The 1,188-nt window shown below is 60.1% G+C and carries 1 protein-coding gene; it reads right to left on the bottom strand.

The window, feature by feature from the left end; genetic code table 11:
* A partial coding sequence (locus ACM615_RS23775; protein ID WP_431012620.1) for a type VI secretion system baseplate subunit TssF occupies positions 1–1,188 on the bottom strand: 1,188 nt, incomplete at both ends.

Raw genomic sequence — 1,188 nt, forward strand, 5'->3', positions numbered from 1 at the left:
CAGCGTGTCGGTTTCCATCAGCCCGGCGATGGCCTGCGGATGGAGCAGTGACAGCACCTGCCACTGATAAAGCTCAGTGGTCGGCGGGTAATACGGCATCGAGGGACGCTTGCGGGTGGCACACTTCAGCTCAAGATTACCCAGGGCGGTCTCACCGTCGAAAACGCTCTCCTGCAACGCCATGCGCGGCCAGGCGCCGTTGGTACAGGTCATGTTCAGGCGCATTTTCAGGCCGTTCTGCGCTTCGTGAGTGCGGCCTCCGAGCATTAAAATGGTCTCGTTCAGCCCGGACGTCCCCCGGTACATGCGGGTGTGGTAATAACGGTCGGGCCAGTTTTTCTTATACTGGAGCATGCCGCCTTTCTGACGAAACTGGCTGTAAGGCACGTAGCTGAATTCGGCGTTGTCTTCGGTCACTTCCGCGACCTCATTAACCGCGTAGATTTCGGTGTGGCCGTCGCTGAGGCGATGCGGACGCAGGCGGTAATCACTGACCGCGGTGGTCACGTACAGCGGCTGGGCCAGCAGACGGAACAGGTTAATCACCGGCACGCAGTGCATACGGATGGCGTCCGGCGGCACGGCTAAATCGTACGGCCAGCGTTCGCTGAGCGTCACCTCGATATCAAACGAGGTGGTATCCGGCGGAAAGGTCAGGTTTTCCAGCCCGCGCAGTTGCATAAAGAAATATCGCTCAGGGGAAGTGAAATACTCCAGCCACGGGCGCACCTCGCCGCACAGAGCCGGACTGTCGCTTTCCGGCCAGATTGAGGCGTCGTTTTCTGCCTGCCAGCGCGGCAAAAACTGCACGTCCACCGGCGTCAGCTCTGTCGATTCCTGCCAGAACCGCACGTTCACCCGCTTTACCTGACGGCTGAGAGCCAGATACAGCGCAGACTGCAGCACGCGGTCGCCGTTGAGGTACAGGCTGATGTTCTGCCAGTCGGCGCGGCGGATTTCCGTGAGGGCGGGCAGGGTAAAGCGCAGTTTCAGCGCCTGCTGGCCTTCCTGCAGGGTGAATAACGAAACGTTGTCGAGTGCAAAAGGATGCACCTTCAGGTCACGGGTGGTGCGATAAACGCAGCGCTGACGATCATTGCTCAGTGGCCGGGTTAACAGATCGCTCTCGGCGAGCAACATCTCTTCGCGCACGTGCAGCTCCGGCGCGGCCGGTGTCAGTTCGACAAT

This window comes from Rahnella sp. PAMC25617, assembly GCF_050606005.1.
Lineage (GTDB): Bacteria > Pseudomonadota > Gammaproteobacteria > Enterobacterales > Enterobacteriaceae > Rahnella > Rahnella variigena.